This is a genomic window from Congregibacter brevis (genome assembly GCF_045689245.1).
GTDB classification, from domain to species: Bacteria; Pseudomonadota; Gammaproteobacteria; order Pseudomonadales; family Halieaceae; genus Congregibacter; species Congregibacter brevis.
In genome coordinates this window covers 2,406,025-2,423,507 of sequence record NZ_CP136865.1, presented here as the reverse complement: position 1 = coordinate 2,423,507, position 17,483 = coordinate 2,406,025, and the positions used below count along the sequence as shown (strand labels likewise).

At 56.0% G+C, this 17,483-nt stretch carries 14 protein-coding genes and 1 pseudogene; all 15 read right to left on the bottom strand.

Annotated elements, in window-relative coordinates; all coding sequences use genetic code 11:
• Window positions 1–51 precede the first annotated feature (51 nt).
• Window positions 52–882 carry a hypothetical protein gene (locus tag R0137_RS10630; RefSeq protein WP_407326400.1) on the bottom strand — a complete coding sequence of 277 codons (831 nt, stop codon included), beginning with the start codon at window positions 880–882 and terminating at the stop codon, window positions 52–54.
• On the bottom strand, window positions 860–2,863 hold the full coding sequence (locus R0137_RS10625) for a DUF3488 and DUF4129 domain-containing transglutaminase family protein (RefSeq protein ID WP_407326399.1): 2,004 nt from the start codon (window positions 2,861–2,863) through the stop codon (window positions 860–862). Before R0137_RS10625 ends, R0137_RS10630 begins: the two co-directional genes overlap by 23 nt.
• Window positions 2,860–3,900, bottom strand: a complete 1,041-nt coding sequence (locus R0137_RS10620; RefSeq protein ID WP_407326398.1) for a DUF58 domain-containing protein — start codon at window positions 3,898–3,900, stop codon at window positions 2,860–2,862. The genes R0137_RS10625 and R0137_RS10620 overlap by 4 nt, the downstream gene beginning before the upstream one ends.
• Window positions 3,881–4,807, bottom strand: coding sequence for an AAA family ATPase (locus R0137_RS10615; RefSeq protein ID WP_407326397.1), 927 nt, complete (start codon window positions 4,805–4,807; stop codon window positions 3,881–3,883). Before R0137_RS10615 ends, R0137_RS10620 begins: the two co-directional genes overlap by 20 nt.
• Window positions 4,808–4,879: 72 nt before the next feature.
• Window positions 4,880–6,055: an O-succinylhomoserine sulfhydrylase gene (locus R0137_RS10610; protein WP_407330007.1), complete on the bottom strand. Its 1,176-nt coding sequence runs from the start codon at window positions 6,053–6,055 to the stop codon at window positions 4,880–4,882.
• 20 nt (window positions 6,056–6,075) lie between these two features.
• Window positions 6,076–7,596, bottom strand: coding sequence for an amidophosphoribosyltransferase (gene purF, locus R0137_RS10605; RefSeq protein WP_407326396.1), 1,521 nt, complete (start codon window positions 7,594–7,596; stop codon window positions 6,076–6,078).
• A 49-nt stretch (window positions 7,597–7,645) separates the two neighbouring features.
• Window positions 7,646–8,173, bottom strand: a complete 528-nt coding sequence (locus tag R0137_RS10600; RefSeq protein WP_407326395.1) for a CvpA family protein — start codon at window positions 8,171–8,173, stop codon at window positions 7,646–7,648.
• Window positions 8,170–8,769 carry an SPOR domain-containing protein gene (locus R0137_RS10595; RefSeq protein ID WP_407326394.1) on the bottom strand — a complete coding sequence of 200 codons (600 nt, stop codon included), beginning with the start codon at window positions 8,767–8,769 and terminating at the stop codon, window positions 8,170–8,172. The genes R0137_RS10600 and R0137_RS10595 overlap by 4 nt, the downstream gene beginning before the upstream one ends.
• Before the next feature lie 13 nt (window positions 8,770–8,782).
• Window positions 8,783–10,060, bottom strand: a complete 1,278-nt coding sequence (locus tag R0137_RS10590) for a bifunctional folylpolyglutamate synthase/dihydrofolate synthase (RefSeq protein WP_407326393.1) — start codon at window positions 10,058–10,060, stop codon at window positions 8,783–8,785.
• A gap of 379 nt (window positions 10,061–10,439) precedes the next feature.
• Window positions 10,440–11,294: pseudogene (gene accD, locus R0137_RS10585) on the bottom strand (acetyl-CoA carboxylase, carboxyltransferase subunit beta); the annotation flags it as partial.
• Window positions 11,295–11,357: 63 nt separating this feature from the next.
• Window positions 11,358–12,176, bottom strand: coding sequence for a tryptophan synthase subunit alpha (gene trpA, locus R0137_RS10580; protein ID WP_407326392.1), 819 nt, complete (start codon window positions 12,174–12,176; stop codon window positions 11,358–11,360).
• 7 nt (window positions 12,177–12,183) lie between these two features.
• Window positions 12,184–13,404: a tryptophan synthase subunit beta gene (trpB, locus tag R0137_RS10575; RefSeq protein WP_405270367.1), complete on the bottom strand. Its 1,221-nt coding sequence runs from the start codon at window positions 13,402–13,404 to the stop codon at window positions 12,184–12,186.
• Window positions 13,401–14,042, bottom strand: coding sequence for a phosphoribosylanthranilate isomerase (locus R0137_RS10570; RefSeq protein WP_407326391.1), 642 nt, complete (start codon window positions 14,040–14,042; stop codon window positions 13,401–13,403). Before R0137_RS10570 ends, trpB begins: the two co-directional genes overlap by 4 nt.
• 61 nt (window positions 14,043–14,103) lie before the next feature.
• Window positions 14,104–14,958, bottom strand: coding sequence for a tRNA pseudouridine(38-40) synthase TruA (truA, locus tag R0137_RS10565; protein ID WP_407326390.1), 855 nt, complete (start codon window positions 14,956–14,958; stop codon window positions 14,104–14,106).
• On the bottom strand, window positions 14,951–17,434 hold the full coding sequence (locus R0137_RS10560; RefSeq protein WP_407326389.1) for a FimV/HubP family polar landmark protein: 2,484 nt from the start codon (window positions 17,432–17,434) through the stop codon (window positions 14,951–14,953). Before R0137_RS10560 ends, truA begins: the two co-directional genes overlap by 8 nt.
• Window positions 17,435–17,483 lie beyond the last annotated feature (49 nt).

The following is a 17,483-nucleotide window of genomic DNA, read 5'->3' as shown; positions in this document are numbered from 1 at the left end:
CCCCTTTTTTTGTTGTCACACTCATGGCGACTATCTTCGAACAAATCTTGGCTACGAGCCCAAGGGACGCGCAGGAACACCGGGCGTGATTCGCATGAGCGCAAGCTCTCGACTGAACAGGCTTGTATCACTAACTCTGTCCAGAGTGCTCACCAAGGCATCCAAATCGGGTCGGTGCATGCGGCAACATTGGAGATAAGCGCTTAGCACTTGGGGCAGGCTGCTGTCCTGCTGCTTGAGCGCGGCATCGACTCGCTCAAAGTACACCGCACCGCCCCAGTAAAAGGTCGGATAGGAGCGACGCGCTTTCAGGTCGGGCATGTTCTCCGGGAGGCTTACGGTCGTATCTGCCAGAGCGGCCACCGCCTTTTTCATCTTTAGGTCCCGTCGACGAAATGCTTCTGCATCATCGATTGCACCCGACTCCACCATTACCGAGTGCTGCATGTAACTGGCAAAACCCTCCGCAAACCAGGCATTTGCAGATCCAAGATAGGGCAGCACTAAGTGGGAAAATTCGTGAGCAGCGGTCCAGTCGTCCATGAACGACGCGCGATCAAACTCTGGATTAACGTAGAAATATAGCGCCTGCTCGTTGTTTCGCCGGGTGTTTGCCCAAGGCACGGGCTGGTCCGCCCCATCGCGGCGATGCATGTACACATGCACGTCAAAAGGTAGTGGGCCCACAAAGCGTTCGAGAGCGCTATGCGTATCGGTCAGCCAAGGTACGAGGGTCTCCTGTTCGAGCTCTGTGAAATCTTCCTCCCAGTGCCACACTATTGCGCCCTGTACCGGCAGACTGAGCAACAGCTGCGCAAGCGCAACTAGCGCAAAAAGCGGCGCGCAGGTGACTTTTAATTTAGAGAGAGAACTGAATTCCACGGATACGTTTACGCAATTCACGGCGCAAACGATTGCTATCCTGTGAATCGGCGCTTGGCGAGTAAACAGACAGAGCAAGCGCTCGATACAAGGATCGCAAAGCCTCTGCCTGGCGAGGCCATCGCTCTACGGCACGCTCAGTTAGCTGCGCGGGAGTTTCTCCCGGCACTTGCTTGAGCCCACGCCGCCAGAGTGCCCGCTGAAAACGCAGTAACTCAGCTTCGAACATGGGTCGGGGTGCGGGTCGGTTACCACTGAATAGAAACAGAGAAACAACCGCCATAGTCAGGACACCAGCACCAAGAAGCATACCCAGAGAACGGCTTACCGAAATTTCTCCGAGCACACCGCGGAGTAAATCAAACTGTGCCTGACCGTCAAAACCCGTCACCCAGCTTTGCCAGCGGTAGGTCAAGGCATCGTAGCGTAACCGCAAGGAGTTCACCCAGTTAACGCCGCGATAGCGCAAGGGAGACAGCGGTGAATCCAATAAAAAGCTGCCTTCCGCGGCCACCGCTCGCTCAAGGCCGTAAAGAATACGGTCCGGCGAAACCGCTGCTGTGGGATCGACACGGACCCAACCGCGCCCTTCCAGCCACACCTCATTCCAGGCATGGGCATCAAACTGATGGACTATGACCGTGCGGTTCACAGGGTTTACCTCGCCTCCGAGGTAACCACCAACAATACGCGTCGGGATCCCGACCGAGCGCATCATCACCGCAAAGGCGTAGGCGTAATGTTCGCAAAAGCCACGACGGCTAGAGAACAAAAACTCATCCATCGTATCGTCATCGCCCAATAGAGGCGGCTGCAGGGTGTAAAAGAAAGCCTCTCGTGCAAAATAGTCCAACACCGAATCAACGAACGATTCGGGCGACTCAGCCTGCTCGTATAGAGTCTGTGCCAGCGAGCGGGTCTGGGGGTTCTCCGTGGGAGAGAGCGCTGTCTCGACACTCCGACGCCAGTCGCTAATGCCCTGATTCATGGAAGCATCCGGCCAGCTCTGCACGGCATACTGATACTCGTTTTCAATAATTACCGGGGAGTACAAGCGGTAATCATTCAGCTCCATCACCCCGGGCTTAGCCGTACGAGCATAACGCAGGGCAAACAGCCAGTTCTGTTGAGTCGGCTCCATAATGATGCTGTAACGCAGGGGTTCACCCTCGGTAACCACGCTGGGCGCCCGCCGGTCATTGGCGGGAATCTCAAAGTACCGGAGAGTGCGCCAGGTGCCGTCATCCAGGGCACTCATCACCACGCCCCGCCAGTAGAGCTCCGAAGCCGGTGGTATGTCCCCTTCAAACTCCGCACGGAACGCTACGTCTGCGGACTGACTCAGGCTAGACACATCCCCCGGTCGCAGACGATCGCTCATCCCTGTCTGCGCCGTATGGCTCTTCAGGGGGACCGACCACAGCGGCCCTATACGCGGAAACAAAAAGAACAGCACCAGCATCAGCGGCACCGCTTGTACCAGCATCAGTCCCGAAGTGCGTAAAGGCTGGAGGTCACGAAGACGCCCCGCTGGACGATGAACACTGACTAGCGCCGTGGTCAAGATCCAAACGAGGGCTATTGAATAGGCGACAATGAGCAGATCCTGAGTAAACAGAAACTCCGTAAGACAGACAAAATAGCCGAGAAAGATAACCACATAGGCGTCTTTTCGTGAGCGCATTTCGGTGAGCTTTAAAGCAAAGGCGGTAAGCAGAAACGCCACCATAGGCTCCATACCCAACAAAGAGCCAAAACTCAGAACAATACCGCCCGCAGCCGCAATGGATAGAACGACCTTTAGCCATCGCCCGGGCAACTCTACCCGCCCCCGAAACGCCTGTACCCTCCAAACAAAAGCCAGTAGGTAGACGACTGCCACCCAAATTGGCAGCCTGGGAAGATGGGGAAATAGCAGTAACGCCTGCGCGACGATGATCCAAAGTAAAGCTGGACGGGGAAGCTGCTCAGATTGCTTCACGAGGTCACCGAACCTTCAGTAACCCCAAACAGCGCGAGTGCTCGTAATGCCGCGTCACGCTGCCGATCACCCGATGCCGGAGCAAGCTCAAGTCCAGGCACTCTCAAACCGAACTCGAATTCCCGTCGATGGTAATCAAGCACCCAATGGCAAAGCGCGGACAAACGCCGCTCCTGATCGAGACCAGAGAATTGCTCCCAATCAAGCCACCGAGCATCGGCTATGGCACTTGCATAGTCCTTGGTTTGCAGAGCCTGCCCCCGGGCCAGACCCTTCCAGTAAACCCTGCGAAGATTATCCCCGGCTCGGTAATCCCTGATCCCGTAGAACTCATCGTCCCCCGTGCCAGCTAGCCAGCGACCATCCAGCGCGTCGCCGGCCGCACCCTTAGGCTCGGCAGCGACTAAAGGTGTGGGATATACCAAGGCGCGAAAATCGAGATCTATCCAGGTCCAACAGCGAAGCAAGCCCAGGGGGTAAGTACTCTCAATGCGCAAACGGTCCGGCCGGTACCATCCCCGGGTCCCCACGGGGATATGCAGAACAAGATCCAGCGTCGCAGCGGGCGCTATATCGATCTCTTCCACGGCTATCATCGCTGGACTGGACAACAGCCCGGTAAATAATCGTCGGCGTCTACGCGCCTCTTTGGCTTCAGGCCAACCTACAAGCAGCGCATTGTGTCCGCGCTTGTTTGTCGAGGAAAAGCGTAAATGGAAGCCACTCCTCTGTCCCGCAAAGGCGTGATCCGCAGATACTGCGGTAATCGTAAGCCCCGATAGATTTGCGTAGGTGTGGAGCACTGCAACGACAAACAAGTTTGCAAGCAAAAAGGTGAGCGCGTAGCTCATGTTGTTTTGGTAGTTGATGGCTGCAATGAGCATCACCAGCAAGCACAGGGCAAAGAAGAACCCGGTGCGAGAAGGGAAAATAAATATCTGCCGCTGACTGAGCGTGACGGATCGCGAACGAGGTATCCGTCTATCGAGCCAGCGGGACCAGCGCTGGCTTAGAAACTCAGACCACGTCGACGTCACGCCGCAGTAGCGCCACTAGCGCCATCCCATCACCAGAAAACCCGCCGCCGGGCTGTAACCGGTGCGCTACTACTCCCGGCAACACCGCCTGCACATCATCGGGAAGAACATGATCCCGATCGTCCATCAACGCCCAGGTCTTCGCCGAACGTAGTAAAGCCAATACCCCTCTCGGCGATAAACCTACCGCAAACTCCCCCCCTTGGCGGCTGCGGGAAGCGATGCGTTGAACGTAATCTAGCAGCGAGTCCGACGCGTGAACATCGTCGACTGCCGCGCGAATACCGGCAAGGGCAGACTCGTCGATGCACTGTTCCAGTGTGGGTTTTTGCGTAGCCTCATGGGTGGCCCGCAACATTAGCCTCTCTGCCTTTGCGTCGGGATAGCCAAGCTCGATGCGCATAAGGAATCGATCGAGTTGCGACTCGGGCAGAGGATAGGTGCCGGACTGCTCCAGCGGATTTTGTGTGGCGATCACAAAGAAGGGGGTTGGAAGTGCACGGGTATCCCCTTCCAAAGTCACCTGCCCCTCGGCCATGGCCTCAAGCAGAGCACTCTGAGTACGAGGGGTACTTCGATTTATCTCATCGGCCAGGAGCACCTGGGTGAAAATCGGTCCCGGGTGAAACTCAAAGCTCTGGTCGCTGCCGTGATAAATCGACAAACCCAAAATGTCGGCCGGGAGCAAATCCGACGTGAATTGCACGCGTTTGTAGGACAGGCCCAGTACCTGTGCCAGGGCATGGGACAAAGTCGTCTTTCCCATTCCCGGCAGGTCTTCAATAAGCAAATGACCACTGGCCAACAAGCAACATATGGCTTGACGAAGCTGGGGCTCTTTTCCAAGCAGGACCTTGGCTATCTCCGCAACAGCGGCGTCGACAAGTGCCTTGTTACCTATCGTCATCGTGTTCGCCTTTGTGTGGGCGCCGTATCCCGGTGTGCTACGTATGAGTCGGGGATTAAGCGCCTCATCGACTTATCCAAGACTATTCAGACCACGTGCGAGATCGGCCTTCAAGTCCTCAATGTTTTCTAGCCCCACGGCCACTCGGATCAAGTTGTCGGTGATACCCGCTTCCAGGCGCTCGTTTGCGGAGATGCGGCTATGCGTCGTTGTTGCCGGGTGGACGACCGTTGTTTTCGCGTCGCCAAGATTTGCTGTCAGCGACATCAAACGCGTGGCGTCTATAACCTGCCAAGCTTCCGCTTGGGCGCCTCGCACTCTGAAAGACAGTACGCCGCCGAAGGCCGACTGCTGTTTTTTCGCAAGCGCATGCCCGGGATGACTTTCCAGCCCGGCATAGAAAACAGCCTCTACTTGAGGATGTGACTGCAGCCACGTCGCCAACTGCATGGCCGAGGCGCTGTGCGCTTCCATACGCAGCGACAGTGTCTCCAGCCCCTTGAGGAACACCCAGGCGTTAAAGGCACTCATGGTGGGACCACAGCTGCGTAAAAACCCCAGCACCTGATCCATCAAGTCCTGGTTACCCAGAACCGCTCCACCGACACAACGACCCTGGCCGTCGAGATACTTGGTGGCAGAATGAATAACAATGTCTGCACCAAAGGCTAAGGGCTGCTGCAGCGCCGGCGAGCAAAAGCAGTTATCAACCACGAGTAATGCACCTGCAGATTGCGCCAGTGTCGCCATGCTCTGCATATCGGCGATTTCGCACAGTGGATTCGATGGGGTTTCGAGGTACAAAAGTTTAGTGTTGTCCTGCATCGCCTCGCGCCAACCATCTACGGGAAGCAGCGGCACGAAACTGACTTCCACGCCAAAGTTAGCCATGTATTTAGCAAACAGTGTGCGTGTGGTTCCAAAGACATCGCGTGAACACACCACATGATCACCGGCCTTTAGCAAGGCCATACAGGTGCTCAAAATTGCGGACATCCCCGATGCCGTTGCGACACAAGCTTCGGCGCCCTCTAGCGCAGCAAGTCGGTCCTCAAAGCCACGTACCGTGGGATTAGTGTAGCGGGAATAAACGTTACCCGGATCATCTCCGGTAAAGCGCGCCGCGGCGTGTTCTGCGCTATCAAAAACATAGCTGGAGGTCATGAACAAGGCTTCGCTATGTTCGCCTTCCGGCGAGCGCGTAATACCGCTGCGCACCGCCAAACTCTGCCAGTGCAGTTCGTCCATTACCGGGTCGTCTCGCTTACTCACAATGCACTCTCGTTATAAATCCCCACACCGTCACCGTCGCTTGTTTGGCGGCTCTGGCTCTGCGCCTCATCGTTACGCTCCGCATCTAATGCTGCGAGATAGGCCGCATCCACATCGCCCGTCACATATTTTCCATCGAACACCGAGCAGTCAAAGGCCTCTACCGAGGGATTACCGTCGCGAGAGCAGCCAATCAATTCATCCAGATCCTGGTATACCAGCCAGTCGGCATTAATCAGTGTACTGATCTCCTCAACGGTGCGATCGTGGGCTATGAGCTCACTGGGTGAAGGCATGTCAATGCCGTACACGTTAGGAAAGCGCACCGGCGGAGCCGCTGATGCGAGATAAACACGCGCTGCGCCCGCGTCCCGCGCCATCTGAATAATCTCTCGGGAGGTTGTCCCCCGTACGATGGAGTCGTCTACCAGCATGACGTTCTTGCCCTCGAACTCGAGGCGGATAGGATTCAACTTCTGGCGCACAGACTTACGACGTTGCTGTTGGCCGGGCATGATAAATGTGCGGCCAATATAGCGATTCTTTATAAAGGCCTCGCGATATTTGATACCCAAAGACCCAGCCAAAGACAGACCCGCCGTGCGACTACTATCAGGTATTGGTATCACCACATCGATATCGTGATCGGGCCTCTCTCGCAGAATCTTTCGAGCAAGCGCCTCGCCTTGACGTGCGCGCGTCTTGTATACCGAGATTTCATCGATCAGGCTATCCGGCCGAGCAAAATACACATGCTCGAAGATGCAGGGACGAAGCAGCGGCGCTTCGGCACACTGACGCATATGCAACTGACGCTTAGCGTCGATGTAAACCGCCTCACCCGGCGCTACATCACTCAGCAAACGAAAGCCCAGGACGTCCAAAGCGACACTCTCTGAGGCCACCATGTACTCTCGCTCACTCCCTTCTCCGCGATAACCGACTACCAATGGACGAATACCAAAGGGGTCGCGAAACGCGATAACGCCGTAATTAACTATCATAGCGACGGCGGCGTATCCGCCTCTACAGCGCCGGTGAACCTCAGACACAGCGGCAAAAATGTCATCGGGCTCCGGGTGTAACTTGCCCCTAGCCTGCAGCTCATAGGCGAACACATTCAACAGTACTTCCGAGTCCGAATCCGTGTTCAGGTGCCGCATTTCGCTTTCGAAGAGTTCCTGACGCAACTCCCGGGAATTGGTGAGATTGCCGTTGTGGGCGAGTGCGATACCGTAGGGTGAATTCACGTAAAACGGCTGGGCATTGGCTGCGCCTGCGCTCCCGGCAGTCGGATAGCGCACGTGACCGATGCCAATGCTGCCGTCCAAACGCTGCATGTGGTTCTGACGAAACACATCTCTTACCAGTCCGACGCTTTTACGCTGATGAAAGCGGTCATCACTGCAGGTCATAATCCCCGCGGCGTCCTGACCACGATGCTGTAGCACGGTCAGAGCATCATAGATCTCGGGAGCCACCCTACCCTTGCCGACAATACCCGTTAAGCCACACACGGCGAAGCATCCTCCAGGTTACTTACTGAGCTCTGAACAAGCGCGAACATCACGCGTTCAGTCCCTTTATCTCTACGTCGCGAAACTCATCAAACAGCCGCATACTCCAGGCCAACATCACGTCTATATGCGGCATCAACTGAGAATCTGCCAGCAGGCTTTGCTCGCTTTTGGGAACGATCTCCCGCACAACAAACACTAGAGCCATAACAATAAGCGCACCGCGTAAAACCCCGAAGACTGAGCCCAGAATGCGGTCTAGCACTCCTAAGCCTGTGGCTTTGACAAGGCTTGCGAACAGCTTTGCAGACAGCGAGCTTGCTACCAGGGTAAGCACAAACAATAGAGACCAGGCCACGATGTATCGGCCCGTGCGATTGGCGATAAGGTCGCCGATCTGATCCGCGACGGTAACGGCAAGGAGGTTGGCCACAATAAAGGCGACAACCCATCCCGCCAGCGAAATCGCCTCGCGAACAAAACCTCTCCACAGACTTAACAAGGCGGACAGCGCGATGATCACCACTACCACCCAGTCAAAGCCATTAAACAGACCCAATTGCGGCCAATCAGTCATGGTAAGTACCGAATAATCAGAGACTCAACACGCCAGCGCTTGTCGACCGCATCTTTTACCGGCAGGAGTTCATCTTTGCTGTAACGCGGCCCTACGAGTACCCGGTAGAGCACGCGATCATCACGGCGCATTCGTTTCACGTAGCCTTTGTAACCCGCAGACACCAATTCATCGCGAAGAGACTCGGCGCGAGCCTTATCCCCCATGGTTGCTACTTGCAAAGAGTAGGCGACGGGCAAACCGTCTTCATCCATTGCCGGCGATTCCAATGCGCTACGCGCATCGTCCAAATTAGCGACAGGCATAGTCTCTTCTCGCGAAGGCAGACTAGCCGGCTCTGCGTCTAACTCATCCGTGGCTGGAAGCTCAACATCAGGCGTCTCTAAGTCCTGCGCAGCCGCTCTCGTACCCGAACGCATACCGAGACTATCGGGTTCTGGTAGCGGCGTGAGGTCAACCGGCGGAGCACTGGGCACCACCACTCGCAAGTCTGAGCTTTGCTGGGCACCCGGCACAAAAATAATCGGCCAGAAAACCACCGCCAGCGCGACCAGAATGAGCGCGCCGACAAGACGCTGTTTTACTAGATTATCCACCGGTTTTAGGTGCTCACAACGAGGGACTTGAAAGTTCGATGTCTAAAACGGCCATTATACCCGCAACACTGTGAAAAGAGCCGCAGATCACCAAGCGATCACCAACCTCGCTCCCCGACAGCAGTTGCGCCCAAACAGACTCGGCGGTGAACTCGGCCTGAGGTATCCCTATACCCGCCCTATCGAGGGCTTGCCAAACCTCTTCCGGGGCAGCGGCTCGGTCTATTGCAGGAATAGCCAGAGCGCAAACTCCATCCACAGCGGTCGCCAAAGCCTTGGCCATAGGCATCAGATCTTTGTCTTTCATCAGACCTAACGCAGCAAAGGTCTTACCGCTGACCCTGTGGTCTTTGAGGTACTCCACGAGTGCATTCATGGCGGCGGGATTGTGAGCCACGTCTAAAACAACTTCACGATCTGAAACAACCAGAGTTTGCCGCCGCGCGGGCACCTGAAGATTCCTAAGCGCCTCCGCTCCGGTGAGACGGTCAAAGTCTGCACCGAGCAACTCCGCGCTCACCTGCAACGCGGCCGCGACATTCGATGGCCGCAAACCGTCAGGAAGAGGAACGATCGTGGCCTCGACTTCGTCCATCAAACGGACCCGCAAACCATCATCCAGAAACCAATCCCAATCTTTGCCCGCGCGCATAGGGGCTGCGCCTATTTTCGTAAGTGTTTGAAAAAGTGTTTGGGGGTAGCTGTACTCGGCAAGAATCACCGGACAGCCCGCTCGCGCTACCGCAGCCTTCTCCGGTGCTATCTTATCTACGCTATCTCCCAGCCAGTGCTGGTGGTCGAGATCGATGGCGGTAATTACAGCCAAATTTGAATCGACGACGTTTACCGCGTCCAAGCGGCCACCCAGCCCCACTTCCATGACCGCGACATCGACCTGCTCCTCGCGAAAAATCCAAAAAGCCGCCAGTGTCGCAAATTCGAAATAGGTGAGAGTTACTTCCTCCCGTGCCGCATCAATAGCGCCAAAGGCGCGAACAATGTGATCATCACTGACCGGCACGCCATCTACGGCGATACGTTCGTTGAAACTCAGGAGATGAGGTGAGGTGTATCGTCCCGTACGCTTTCCATGGCGGCGCAAAATACGCTCAGTACTGTAAACCACGCTGCCTTTGCCGTTGGTGCCGGCAACGGTAATCACTTGCGGGATATACGATAGCAACTGAAGGCGTTGGGCTACTGTTCGTACCCGCGCCAGTTCTAAATCGATATCTACGGGATGGAGCTGCTCAAGGTAGCGCAGCCATTCTCCGAGGCTGCGTTCAGGCATCCGACTTTTTGTCAGAAAGCTCCTCATCCGCGCCGGATTCTGGATCGTCCTCAATGCCGGCTTCCGCGTCCGAAACAGCCGCCTGCCCCGATTCATCGGCAACTTCAGCGTCGGTTACCGAGGCGGCCAAATCAGCTGCCTCTGCTACAGAGTCATCGACCGCATCAAGCTGCTCCGCTGACCCTTCGGCAATACCGTCACTTGAAGATTGCTCAGCTTCATCGTCTTTAGACTGCTCAGCCGACTCTTGCGACTCCGAAGCGCCTGGCGCAACGTCGCCCGCGACGTCAGTGTCTGAATCCTCGTTAGCAGCCTCGTCTGCGTCTGCAGCATCCGCGACCACCTCTATCTCTGGTGCAACTCTCAGCGACTCAAGCTCCGGTACATTCATGAGCTTGGCAAGGATTCGCGCGATAGTGTCACGCAACTCAAGGCGCGGCACGATCATGTCGATGGCACCGTGTTCCAGCAAAAACTCGCTGCGCTGAAAACCCTTAGGCAATTTTTGGCGAATCGTCTGTTCAATAATATTGGGACCGGCAAAGCCCGCGCGAGCATCCGGCTCAGCAATATTTAAATCGCCCAGTAATGCCAGAGAAGCCGATACACCACCGTAAATTGGATCGGTCAGCACCGACACATACGGCACAGACTCCGTGTGCATACGCTCGATGACAGCACTGGTCTTGGCCATCTGCATCAACGAGATTAAAGCTTCCTGCATTCGCGCCCCACCAGAGGCGGCAAAACAAATAAGAGGTATACGCTCTTTCAATGCAAGCTGAGCAGCTTGAGAAAACTTCTCCCCCACCGCTTGCCCCATAGATCCACCGTGGAAGCCAAACTCAAAAGCGACGGCAACCACGGGCATGCTGTGCAGCGTTCCGCGCATCGCTACTAGAGCATCGCGCTCACCCGTGGATTTTTGTGCAGCGGACAATCTCGCGGAATACTTCTTCTTATCCCGAAAACGAAGGCGGTCGACGGGCTCGATGTCTGTGAACACCTCCTCGCGGCCTTCCTGATCCAGAAAGAAATCCAGCCGCTGGCGCGCTCCCAAACGCATGTGATGCTCACACTTGGGGCAGACATTGGCATTGCGTTCAAGGTCCGGGCGATAGAGCACCGCCTCGCACTTGATGCACTTGGTCCAGACCCCTTCAGGTACTGTCGCTCTCTTCGCACCATCGGACTTACTGATGCCCGAGGGCAGAATTTTGTCGATCCAGCTCATGGAACTCTCTCCAGCAGGTGATGCCAAGGCATTATACGCATCCGCGGTGGCTTACGTTATGTCCTAGAGGTTGTTATCGACGTGTTTGCGAATATCACCGACCATTTGTCTCGCAGCATCAAGCACCTGGGCATCGCTGCCCCCCTCTGCTGCTACGTCAGCCAAGCGCTGAACCAGAGCGGAACCGACCACAACACCGTCGGACACTGCCGCGACAGCCGCCGCTGAGGGGCCATCCTTGATCCCGAACCCGACACAAATAGGCAGATCGGTATGGGTGCGTATTTCTGCCACAGACTTCGCCACGGCGTCTTGATCGAGGTGACCAGCGCCGGTAACACCCTTCAGAGACACGTAGTAAATGAAGCCACTCGCCTCTTCCGCGATGAGGTTCATACGCTCGCTCGGGGTTGTCGGCGCGATAAGAAAAATATTATCCATACCCACGCGACGGAGCTCCTTATTAAGCCCCGAAACTTCTTCAGGAGGAATGTCCACAGTCAGCAACGCGTCGACACCACAGGCGAGCGCTCGATCGGCAAATTCCCCGTGCCCCATGTACTCCACAGGATTCGCATAGCCCATGAGTAGCACCGGGGTTGTTTGGTTGCGCTCCCGAAACTCAGACATGATCTGCAGCACTCCTCGCAGGCGAACACCCCGATCCAAGGCCCTCTCATGGCCGCGCTGAATCACGGGACCTTCGGCCATGGGGTCTGAAAACGGCACCCCAAGCTCGATGATGTCCGCTCCCGACTCAACCAGAGCGAGCATCAATTCGACGGTGAGCTCGACACTGGGATCCCCAGCTACTATGTAGGGAATAACCGCTTTCCGTTGACGGGATTTTAGATCGGAAAAACAGGCCGCAATTCGACTCATAACTGACTTAAACCTCAATGCCTTCAAGACGAGCGACGGTAAGAATATCTTTGTCACCGCGACCAGACAGATTCACCACAATATGCTGATCAGGCGTCATGCTTGCCGCCAGCCTCTCGGCGTAGGCGAGAGCGTGCGCGGTTTCCAGCGCGGGCATAATGCCTTCGATTTTGGTTGTCTTATGGAACGCCGCTAATGCTTCTTCATCGTTAGCGGACACGTAGTTCACCCGGCCAATATCTTTCAACCAGGAATGCTCCGGCCCCACACCCGGGTAATCAAGGCCTGCAGATACAGAGTGGGTGTGCGTAATTTGTCCGTCCTCATCCTGCATCAGGTAGGTGCGATTACCATGGAGAACACCGGGAGAACCTGCGGACAAAGGCGCGGCGTGCTGACCACTGTCAATACCTAGACCTCCCGCTTCTACGCCATACATAGCCACTGATTCATCGTTCAGGAATGGGTGGAATAAACCAATGGCATTGGAGCCACCGCCAACGCAGGCAACAAGCGCATCGGGCAATTTGCCATTTTGAGCAAGGCACTGAGCGCGTGCTTCGCGACCGATTACGCACTGGAAATCCCGCACGAGCATAGGATATGGATGGGGACCGGCTACGGTGCCAATGATATAAAAAGTGTCGTCTACATTCGTAACCCAGTCGCGCATCGCCTCGTTCATGGCGTCTTTCAGCGTGGCTGAACCAGAGGTTACGGGAACTACGGTCGCGCCGAGAAGCTTCATCCGGTACACGTTTAGTGACTGCCGCTGAACGTCTTCTGCACCCATAAACACGTGACACTCAAGACCAAGACGCGCCGCTATCGTCGCGGTCGCCACACCGTGCTGTCCGGCACCGGTCTCGGCGATCACGCGGGGCTTACCCATATGCTTGGCTAGTAAGGCCTGACCCACAGTGTTGTTCACCTTGTGTGCACCCGTGTGATTCAGGTCTTCGCGCTTGAAGAAGATCCTCGCACCGCCGATTTCATCGGACCAGCGACGGGCTTCATAAAGTGGCGATGGCCGGCCGACATAGTGCGCTAGATCGTGATCAAACTCCGCTTGAAAGGCCGCATCTTCAGACAGCTGGCGGTATACGCTCTCCAGCTCTGAAAGCGCAGACATCAGGGTCTCCGCTACGTACTTTCCGCCGTAGGATCCGAATCTACCATCAGCATCAGGCTGATTCGAAAAACTCAATGGGTTCAGGTCAATAGTCATACCGCTGCATCCTCATGCTTGCGTTTATCCGCTTCGCGTACTGCATTTACAAATGCACGCATACGCTCAGGGTCTTTAATTCCGGGAGCACTTTCTACACCCCCGCTTACATCCACTGCAGGGGGGCCCACCTGCTCGATCGCTTTGCTCACATTGTCAGCAGTAAGTCCGCCCGCGAGTATCCATGGCTTACGAAGCTTCGGAAGCCGATCCCAGGCGAAGGTATCACCCGTGCCGCCCGGTGCATCGGGTCGCCAGGCATCAAACAGGACTGATCGAGCGTCCGAGTGCTCAGTCAGCAAGGCCTCAATATCAACCTGGGGACGCATACTGATTGCCTTGATATACGGACGCCCGAACTGCAGACAAAATTCCGCCGACTCGTTTCCGTGAAATTGCAGGCAATCTACTGGGCAACGATCCAGAACCTGAGTTACTTCTTCTGCGCTCGCATCGACAAACAGACCAACGGTGGTTACCAGAGCCTGTACGCCCCTAACCACCTCAACCGCTTCTGATGCAGTAACCGCGCGCGAGCTCTTTTCGTAAAAAACGAGTCCAATAGCGTCCACACCCGCTTCGCAAGCCTGCTCCGCCATTACTGCGCTGCGAACGCCACATATCTTGACCCGAGTCATTGCCTTGCCGTGCCTTTTTACCGCGCTTCGAAAAGCGCGCAATGATAGCAGAAGCGCCGACTTATTCCTGCGTCGCTGATGGGAAGAAAGGCAGGTCCGGAGCCGCCGGTATCGCGAGGGCTTCGGGATAGCGAACACCCGTCAGGTACAAGCCATGCGAGGGCGCAGTGGCTGCCGCCAGGGTGCGGTCTTTCGTCGCCAACAGCTCCCCCAACCAGTCGGGATTTCGTTCACCTAAGCCAACCAGCAGAGTAGAGCCAACGATATTGCGCACCATGTGATGGAGAAACGCATTCGCCACCACGCGTATTTGCACTAGGTCACCTCGCCTCCGGGTTTCAACAGATTCCATAAACCTCATTGGCGTCGTTGACTGACAGGAAGCCGCACGGAAAGCAGAGAAATCCTGCTCCCCCAAGAGAGCTTCCAAACTCCGCTGCATGGAAACTTCGTCGAGAGCCTGGCGTACCCAAAGAATGCGCTTTGCCAACAATGCGGAGGGTGTTGGGGTGTTCGAGATCAGGTAATCATATTGGCGTGCAACGGCGCTATGACGGGCGTGAAAATCCGCGCTCACCGCTTTGGCGTCAACAAGACGGATATCCAGCGGTAACTGAGCGTTCCCACCAAAAATCCAGGCCTTGAGACTTCGATCAGCCGGCGCATCGAAATGAAACCACTGCGCGGTAGCATGTACGCCCGTATCCGTGCGGCCAGCACAAAATACTCGCACATCGGCGGCAGCTATCTTCGAGAGTGCTGCTTCTACTTCGGTCTGGACCGTACGGACCTTGGGAAGATGAGGTTGAGACTGCCAGCCGCTATACACACTGCCGTCGTACTCAACCCTTAAAGCGATACGCTGCCCTGTAGGCAGCGTATCGGTGCGAAACGGCCTGCTCTGATGCTCAGCCAATGCGCGTCAGGAGATCGCGCGATTCCTGTTGCTGCTCCTCAGTGCCTTTCTCAATCACTTCCTCGAGAATACCGCGAGCACCTTCACTATCGCCCATATCAAGATAGGCACGCGCAAGATCAAGCTTCGTTGCCATCTGGTCGGCATCGTCAGCAATGAGCAGTTCCTCGGTGTCTGCCTCTTCGGCCACCGGTGCTGCACTGTCAGCGCTGGTGTCGTCCATGGAAACAAGCGCGTCGGAAAGATCAAGCTCCTCATCAGCTGCCACCAGGTCGAGCTCATCATCTGCAGCGCCGAGGGGGCCATCTTCTTCAATCTCAAGATGTTCGAATTCAATGGAATCCAGATCAGCCTCATCTTCGGGTGCGGCCGCAGCCACTGTGTCCTCAGCTTCCGCGTCTTCAAGACTCAACTCTAAAGTATCGGGCTCTGCTACCGGGTCCACCTCGAGCTCAGGCTCCAGCTCAAGACCATCGGTAAGATCCAAGGCTGGTGCTTCATCAATCGCATCAAGATCAAGGCTTGGAGCGGGGGTCGGAGCGCTCGGTGCACCACCCACTAGTGCCTCGCCTCTTTCTATCGCTTCGGGGCTTCCGTGCTTGCGCAACTCTTCCAACTGTTCAGCGGCACTCGCTTCTTCGCCCATATCAACATAGAGTTCAATCAATTTAACGCGGTAGGCGCCATTACTTGGATCGCTACTGATCGCCGTCTCGAGAAGCTCGATAGCCTGAAGATATCGGCCATAAGCAATATAGATATCAGCTTCCGCAAGAGCGTCTCCAGCGGCGCCTTCATCGATGTAGTCATCATGCTTTCGCTCGCCATAACCTCGACTGCCGCCGCGAGAATCACGCTCTTCAGATGCGTCATCCTCGACCTCAGCTTTAACTGCAAGCGCAGCGTTAAGCTCAGGAGCCGTATCCGCCTCTTCAGGAGAATCCAGGGGGTCGGCCGCAGCAAATGTTTCTGTCTTGAGACTAACGCCTTCAAAGACATCATCCTCTTCTTGCTTTGACTGAGCACGAAGGCTGGAGGACTCATCCTTTTCATCGCTGGCGCGGCGACGGAGGAACAACACAACCGCTCCCGCCAGCACCAAAAGTCCGCCCGTAATAGGCAGCCATGGAATACCGCCCGACTGATTTTGTGGCGTAGCGGTCGTTGGCGCAGGCGTCGAATTCGTTACTGTGGGAGCAGGCGCTGGTGCAGGTGTGGGTGCTGCAGCAGCGGCGGCTGCAGCTTCCCTGGCTTCACGAAGCGCCTGTTCGAGGGTCGCAATCTGTTCGTCTTTTAAGGATACGATCTGCTCGAGAGTATCCAGACGAGATGCCATTGCATCTAACTGCGCTGCCAGCTCTGCGGAACCGGAAGACTCCCCTGCTGGCGCTGTGTCTGCGGATTCGGCAGCGGTCGCATCGGTACTCGAGGATTTTTGACTGGCGGTCTGTGCTGCTGAACTGCTACCAGAGTCCGCAGCCGCAAGCATGTCGCTGCTTTGTGGAACAGTATCAACGGCGCTGTCAGCGGACACACGCAGTGTTGCCGCGGCCGTCACCCCTGGGGCGCCCTGACCTTCCCGCCATGCCTGATTTTGGTCCCGCACTTCATCCAATGCGCGCGCTAAATCGTCTGAGCTAACTTCGCCGGCAGCGGGCAGGTAAATAATGTACCCAGCCTTTATGCGATTGATATTGCCGTTGATGAACGCTTCAGGGTTTAGGCGCTGAATCTCCAACATGGCCTGCTGTACCGAGATTCCACCTGGCTTCCCCTCGGACGCGATCTGCCATAAAGTCTCATCGCGTTTAACCATGTATCGGTTGCCCGAGCGCGGCACATCGGCGGTTTCGGCTGAAAAAGCACGCTGAGGCATCTCTCCCGCAGGGAGGCTGCTCTCCCTAACGGCTACGCTATCCCCCGAAGTACTCGCTCCCGATGTGCTGGCTTGCGGTCGCGACTCCGGTGCCAGCGCCGGCTTTTCCAGATTGGTGTCATCCTGAATACGCTCGGAGGCTGAAACAGTGACCACGTCCTGACGAAAAGCCGGCGGGTCCACAAGGACAGTGTATTCGCGCAGAAGCCGCCCATTGGGCCAGCGCGCCTCAATGATGAGGTCAATAAACGGCTCTAAAACCGCTTCTTCTGTGCTGAGCTTGATAACGCCTCGACCGCTGCGCTCATCAACCTGGATATCGAATTTAATACTGGTAAGAAAATAACTTCGCTCAACGCCCAAGCGATCAAAGTCATCACCGCCCGCGAGACGAATCCGTATGTCATCGATGGTGAGTTGTCGTGTATCGAGAAGTTCCACCTCTGCACGCAGAGGCTCATTAAGGAAGGATTGCATCTCGATTTCACCAAGACCCAACGCCAAAGCCGGCAGTGATGCTGCCGCCCCATATGCGATTACCGCTGCACGAACAGCAGCCCTGACCACCGACTTAGTCACCATCGCCCCGCCTTTTTTCACCCTGAATTGCCATTATGCCCGAAGTACTCGAGTCACAGGCTCTTTCTTC